Source organism: Streptomyces sp. NPDC059900 (assembly GCF_050270335.1).
Taxonomy (GTDB): Bacteria; Actinomycetota; Actinomycetes; order Streptomycetales; family Streptomycetaceae; genus Streptomyces.
The window spans coordinates 1-6,422 of the sequence record NZ_JBNNJZ010000474.1 but is presented as its reverse complement, the minus strand read 5'-3'; the positions used below and the strand labels follow the sequence as shown (position 1 = coordinate 6,422).

4 protein-coding genes are annotated in these 6,422 nt (G+C 71.4%); 3 read left to right on the top strand and 1 reads right to left on the bottom strand.

Annotated elements, in window-relative coordinates:
- Positions 1-217 precede the first annotated feature (217 nt).
- Positions 218-1,534, bottom strand: a complete 1,317-nt coding sequence (locus tag ACQKIP_RS36575) for a 3-oxoacyl-ACP reductase (protein WP_365862929.1) — start codon at positions 1,532-1,534, stop codon at positions 218-220.
- Between the two features lie 72 nt (positions 1,535-1,606).
- Between ACQKIP_RS36575 and ACQKIP_RS36570 the strand changes: the two genes are divergently transcribed.
- From ACQKIP_RS36570 to ACQKIP_RS36560, 3 genes are all read left to right on the top strand, one after another.
- Positions 1,607-2,884 carry an acetyl-CoA C-acetyltransferase gene (locus ACQKIP_RS36570; protein ID WP_365862931.1) on the top strand — a complete coding sequence of 426 codons (1,278 nt, stop codon included), beginning with the start codon at positions 1,607-1,609 and terminating at the stop codon, positions 2,882-2,884.
- 195 nt (positions 2,885-3,079) lie between these two features.
- Positions 3,080-4,978 carry an AMP-dependent synthetase/ligase gene (locus ACQKIP_RS36565; protein ID WP_365862933.1) on the top strand — a complete coding sequence of 633 codons (1,899 nt, stop codon included), beginning with the start codon at positions 3,080-3,082 and terminating at the stop codon, positions 4,976-4,978.
- Between the two features lie 94 nt (positions 4,979-5,072).
- A partial coding sequence (locus tag ACQKIP_RS36560) for an alpha/beta fold hydrolase (RefSeq protein ID WP_427745129.1) occupies positions 5,073-6,422 on the top strand: 1,350 nt, incomplete at its 3' end.

Genomic DNA, 6,422 nt, shown 5'->3' with positions numbered 1-6,422 from the left:
CTCCCACCCCGCGCTGTCGCTGCGGGGCAATCGGGCGGGTGGGCGGGTGGGCGGGTGGGCGGGAGAGCTTGTTCGGTCAGGGGCTGATGCGGGGTGATCGGGCGGGTGGGAAGGCTTGTTCGTGGAAGGGTGGATGCGGGGCAATCGGGTGGGTGGGTGGGAGAGGTCTGTTCGGGGGGCGTGCTGCGGGGCCGGCAGGGGGCTGTTTCTCCGAGGGCTACGACCCGAGCAGGCTTTGGCCGCAGACTCGGATTATCTGGCCGTTCACGGCGCCGGAGGCGGATGAGGCCAGCCATGCCGTGGTTTCCGCGACGTCCACCGGCAGGCCTCCCTGGGCCAGGGAGTTCATCCTGCGGCCCGCCTCGCGGATGAAGAGAGGCACCGCCGCCGTCATCTTCGTCTCGATGAATCCGGGGGCCACCGCGTTCACCGTCACCCCGTGCTCCGCGTACGCGCCCGGCGCGAGGGTCCGTACCAGGCCGATGATCCCCGCCTTGCTGGCGGCGTAGTTCGTCTGGCCGACGTTCCCCGCGATGCCGGCGATCGACGCCGTGGTCACGATGCTCCCGCCCCGGTTCAGCGTCCCGGACTTCAGCAGCGCGTCCGTCGTGCGCAGCACGCTCGTCAGGTTCACGTCCAGGACCGGGTTCCAGCGTTCCGCGGGCATGTTGGCCAGCTTGCGGTCCCGGGTGATGCCGGCGTTGTGGACGAGGACGTCGAGGCCGCCGGGAGCCAGCGCCGACGCCATGCGTTCCCCGGCGTCGTCCGCCGTGATGTCCAGCGGCAGCGCCGTACCGCCGAGCCGGTCCGCGATCCGTACCAAATCCGCCTGCGCGGACGGCACATCGAGTACGACCACGTGGGCACCGTCCCGCGCGAGGACCTCCGCCACCGCCTCGCCGATTCCCCGGGCCGCCCCGGTGACCAGCGCCGTACGGCCGGACAGGGGCCGGTCCCAGTCGCCGGGGGCGGTCGGCTCGGTCTCTCCGACCTCGATCACCTGGCCGCTGACGTACGCCGACCTCGGCGAGAGCAGGAACCGCAGCGTGGACTCCGCGGCCGCCGCCGAGCGCATGCGGACGAGCGTTGCCGTGCGGCCCTTGCCCAGCTCCTTGCCCAGGGAGCGTACGAAGCCCTCCAACGCCTGTTGCGCCGCCGCCTGGTGGTGGTCGGTGGGCGAGACCGGTGCGCCGAGCACCACCACGCGGCCGTTCTCCGCCACCGAGCGCACGACGGGGTGCAGCGCCGCGTGCACGAGGGCGAGGCCGGGAGTGTCGCTTATGCCCGTTGCGTCAAGGACCACCGCTGCCGGGCGGGAGGCATCTCCGGTCAGCTTCAGGTGCGTTTTCTGCAAGATCGACGCCAGGTCCGTCTCGTACGCGGACTTCCCCGCCGTCAGATGCAGCAACTCGCCCTTGAGGTGCGGGCTTTCCGGAGTCCAGCGCCGCAGGGCCGAGGGCTGGGGCAGGCCGAGCCTCCGGGTGAGGAAGCGGCCGGGTGCGGTGCCCGTGAAGTTCAGATAGCGGTCGGCCATTGTCCAACTCCCAGCTCGGTCGTAAATTTACTTCAGAGTAAGGTTACTCAAGGGTCAGGAGTTGGTCGAGACATGAATCTGCCCACCACCCGCCGCGTGGCGGTCATCGGCGGCAGCCGCATCCCCTTCGCGCGCTCCGACGGCCCGTACGCCACGGCGTCCAACCAGGAGATGCTGACCGCCGCGCTCGACGGACTCGTGGAGCGGTACGGGCTCCAGGAGCCCGGCGCGGTGGGCGAGTTCGTCGCCGGAGCCGTGCTCAAGCACAGCCGGGACTTCAACCTCGCCCGCGAGACCGTCCTCGGCTCGCGCCTCGCGCCGACCACGCCCGCGTACGACATCCAGCAGGCCTGCGGCACCGGCCTGCAAGCCGTCATCGCCGCCGCCAACAAGATCATGCTCGGCCAGACCGAGTCGGCCGTGGCGGGCGGCGCCGACACCGCGAGCGACGCCCCGCTCGGCGTCAACGACTCGCTGCGCAAGATCCTCCTCGCCGCGCGCCGCGCCAAGACCACCGGGGGCCGCGTCAAGGCGCTCGCCCGCGTGCGCCCCTCGCACCTCGTGCCCGACATCCCGCGCAACGCCGAGCCCCGCACCGGGCTTTCCATGGGCGAGCACGCCGCCGTGACCGCACAGGCGTGGGGCGTCACGCGCGAGGCGCAGGACGAACTGGCGGCCACCAGCCACCAGCGGCTCGCCGCCGCGTACGACAGGGGGCTCCTGGACGGACTCGTCGTACCGTTCCGCGGACTTGAGCGGGACCAGAACCTGCGGCCCGGATCGAGCGTCGAGAAGCTGGCGAAGCTGAACCCGGTCTTCGGGGTGAAGGGCGCCAACCCGACCATGACCGCGGGCAATTCGACCCCGCTGACCGACGGGGCCGCGCTCACGCTGCTCGCGAGCGAGGAGTGGGCGCAGGAGCGCGGGCTCGAACCGCAGGCGTATCTGAGCGCGTACGAGACCGCCGCGGTCGACTTCGTCGGGGGTGATGTCGCCGGGGGTCAGGACGGACTGCTGATGGCGCCCGGGTACGCCGTGCCGCGGATGCTGGAGCGGGCCGGGCTCGGGCTCGCGGACTTCGACTTCGTCGAGATCCACGAGGCGTTCGCCTCGCAGGTGCTGGCCACGCTGGCCGCGTGGGAGAAGCAGGGCCTGGGGGCCGTGGACCGGGACCGGCTGAACGTCGCAGGATCTTCGCTGGCCACGGGGCATCCGTTCGCCGCCACGGGTGCGAGGATCGTCGCCACCCTGGCCAAACTGCTCGCCGAGCGGGGGGCTCCCGGACGCGGGCTCATCTCGATCTGCGCGGCGGGCGGCCTCGGGGTGACGGCGATTCTCGAGCGGGGGTGAGGGCCTCTTCTGAACAGGGGGTGACGACTCGCCGTCGGCTCCCCAAGCCCACCCCTTCCCGAAACCGGGGGCAAGCCCCCGGGCCCCCGCAGCAAGCCCCCGGCACCCCCGGGGCTCCGCCCCGGACCCCGCTCCTCAAACGCCGGAGGGGCTGAATTCCCTACCTGTCCCCCCGATATGCAAGGAGCCGCCCCCATGCCCCCCGTCCCCCCGCAACCCGCCCTCGTCGAACCCCACCTGCGGCACCTCGACGGCGCTGTGCGCGAAGTCTCGGTGCCGCCCTTTGCCGCTGCCGTCCGGCAGGGGTCCCTCGCCGACATCCCCTTCGACAACGCCCGTGAGGCCCCCGCCGAAGCCGTGCTCTCCCGGAAGGGGGACGACGGGCGGTGGCGGGACGTGACGGCCGCGGAGTTCGCCGACGAGGTTCTCGCCGTGGCCAAGGGGCTCATCGCCGAGGGGCTTGCTCCGGGGGACCGGCTCGCCATCATGGCGCGTACGACGTACGAGTGGACGCTGCTCGACTTCGCGGGCTGGGCGGCGGGCCTCGTCACCGTGCCCGTCTATCCGACCTCCTCCGCCTACCAGACCCGCTGGATACTCCAGGACTCGGGCGCCGTCGCGCTCGCCGTCGAGACCGTCGCGCTCGCCGCGTCGCTCGGGCCCGAGCGCGACCGGATGCCCGACCTGGAGCACCTGTGGTCCTTCGAGAAGGGCGACGTGCGGCGGCTCGCCGAGCTGGGGCGCAAGGAGGGCATCTCTGATGCCGAAGTGGAGCGGCGGCGGGCGCAGTCGGGGCCCGACTCCGTCGCCACGCTCATCTACACCTCCGGGACGACCGGGCGGCCCAAGGGCTGCGTGCTGACCCACGGCAACTTCTTCGCCGAGGTCGACAACGCCATCGAGCTGCTCCACCCGGTCTTCAAGTCCGTCAGCAAGGCGCCTGCGTCCACCCTGCTCTTCCTGCCGCTCTCGCACGTCTTCGGGCGCATGGTCGCCGTCGGCTGTCTGCGCGCGCGGGTAAGGCTCGGCCACGCGCCCAGCATCCAGACCGAGGACCTGCTGGGGGATCTGGCGGGATTCCGGCCCACCTTCCTGCTCGCCATTCCCTACGTACTCGAAAAGGTCTTCAACACCGGACGCGCCACCGCCGAGAAGATGGGCCGCGCCTCCTCCTTCGACCGCGCGGCCCGCATCGCCGTCCGCTACGGCGAGGCCGTCGAGGCGCAACAGCACGGCACGGGACCCGGCCCGGCGTTCGGGCTGCGCATGGCCCGCGCGCTGTACGACCCGCTCGTCTACCGGCGTATCCGCGCCGCGCTCGGCGGCAAGGTGCGCTACGCGATCTGCGGCGGCTCACCGCTCGGCCGCCGCCTCGCCGCCTTCTACGCGGGCGCCGGCATCGAGATCTTCGAGGGGTACGGCCTCACCGAGACCACGGCGGCGGCGACCGTGACCCCGCCCCTGAAGCCGCGGCTCGGCACGGTCGGCTGGCCGCTGCCCGGTACGCGCGTGCGGATCGCGGACGACGGCGAGGTGCTGCTCGCCGGAGGGCAGGTCTTCGCCGGGTACTGGGACGGGCAGGCCCGTCGTGCCGTGCCCGCGACGCAGGAGTGGTTCGCGACGGGAGACATCGGCGCCCTCGACGCCGACGGATATCTGTCCATCACGGGCCGCAAGAAGGACATCCTCATCACCACCGGCGGCAAGAACGTGGCGCCCGCCCCGCTGGAGGACTGGCTGCGCGCCCACCCGCTGGTCGGCCAGTGCATGGTGGTCGGCGACGACCGGCCCTACATCACCGCCCTGATCACGCTGGAGCCGGAGGGCATCGCGCACTGGTGCCGCATGAAGAAGAAGGTGCACACGGGCCCCGGCCTGGTGGACGACGCCGACCTGCGCGAGACCCTTCAGCGTGCCGTCGACGAGGCGAACAAGCTCGTGTCGCGTGCCGAATCCATCCGGCGGTTCGCCGTCCTGCCGGTGGATTTCACCGAGGAGAGCGGCCATCTGACCCCGTCCCTGAAGCTGAAGCGGGACGCCATCGAGCGGGACTTCGCGGCGGAGATCGAGGGACTGTACGGACACGCACGGTAATTTCGCCCGGCGAATGTCACTCACTGTCATCTGAACGGGCGGGGGCGCAGCCCCGCCCTTAGGGTGATCGAGGGGCAGACCCTGGGAGGTTGCCGTGCGCAGAGCTGTTGCGCTCGCCGGCGCTACCGCGCTGGCCGTCATGGGGACAGGGGCCTGGCTGCCGGGCGACAGCGCGGCGGCTGCGCCCTCGCCGTCATCACCGTCATCCCGGCTGTCGTCCTCGCCGTCGCCCGATCTGTCCCGCTACTACTCGCAGAAGATCAAGTGGGGCGCGTGCGAAGAGGGCGGAGCGGGCCTTCTCATCGGCGGCTCCGACGCCACGCCCGTCCCCGAGGACAAGAACATCCGGTGCGGCAAGATCACTGTTCCCCTCGACTACGCGCACCCCAAGCGCGACACGATCAAGCTCGCCATGGTCCGCATCAAGGCCAGCGGCAAGCCGCGCGGCTCGCTCCTGCTGAACTTCGGCGGCCCGGGCGGCGCCGGGGTCTCCGGGCTCCTCAACTCGCAAAAGGAGTTCGAGTATCTCGGCAAGGGATATGACGTGGTCTCCTTCGACCCCCGCGGTGTGGGCGAGAGCTCGCCCGTGAGCTGCGGGAACGACGCCGGCGCCGATGATCCGGCGGCCGCGGGGGACTCCGACGACCCCGCCGCCATGCTCGACCAGATGCGCAAGACAGCCGAGGCCTGCAAGAAGAAGTCAGGGCCGGTCCTGCCGTACGTCGGGACCGTCAACGTCTCGCGCGACATGGACGTCATGCGGCAGGTGCTCGGCGACAAGAAGCTCAACTACCTGGGCTTCTCGTACGGGACCCGGCTCGGGTCCGTGTACGCGGCGCAGTTCCCGAAGAACGTCGGGCGGATGGTCCTCGACGGCGTGGACACCCTCACCGAGGACGTCGCCGAGCAGGCCCTGGTCAGCGCGGAAGGCCGCCAGACCGCGCTCGACAACTTCGTCAAGTGGTGCACGGAGAACCCCGGTTGTGTCCTCGGCACCGACGCGCGCGCGGCCCGCGGCAACATGTCCGAGCTGGTCAAGGGGCTCGACGCGTATCCGCTCCAGTCCTCGGACGGTTCGGAGTTCACCGGCCAGGACGTCGTGGACGTACTCGGGCAGGCGCTCTACAGCAGGCAGTCGTGGCCCGCGCTCTCGCAGGCTCTCGGCGCGCTCCTCGCCGACGGGGACCCGCGGGCGCTGCTGCGGATGGGCGGATCGCTGGCCCAGCAGCGGCGCGCGCCCGGGGACGTGCCCGCCGACAACATGGCCGCCGCGCTCATGGCCGTGAACTGCGCGGACGACCCGGACCGGCCCTCCGGGAAGAGCGTCGAGAAGAAGGTCACCAAGCTGCAGAAGGAGTTCGAGTCGACGTCCGACATCTTCGGGAAGTCGATGCTGATGCCGGTCCTCTTCTGCTTCGGGCGGCCCGCCGGTACGGACTACATC

What these genes read in the sequence shown, in the direction of transcription:
- ACQKIP_RS36575 (WP_365862929.1), bottom strand. Translation starts at nt 1,534, where the DNA reads ATGGCCGACCGCTATCTGAACTTCACGGGCACCGCACCCGGCCGCTTC.
- ACQKIP_RS36570 (WP_365862931.1), top strand. Translation starts at nt 1,607, where the DNA reads ATGAATCTGCCCACCACCCGCCGCGTGGCGGTCATCGGCGGCAGCCGC.
- ACQKIP_RS36565 (WP_365862933.1), top strand. Translation starts at nt 3,080, where the DNA reads ATGCCCCCCGTCCCCCCGCAACCCGCCCTCGTCGAACCCCACCTGCGG.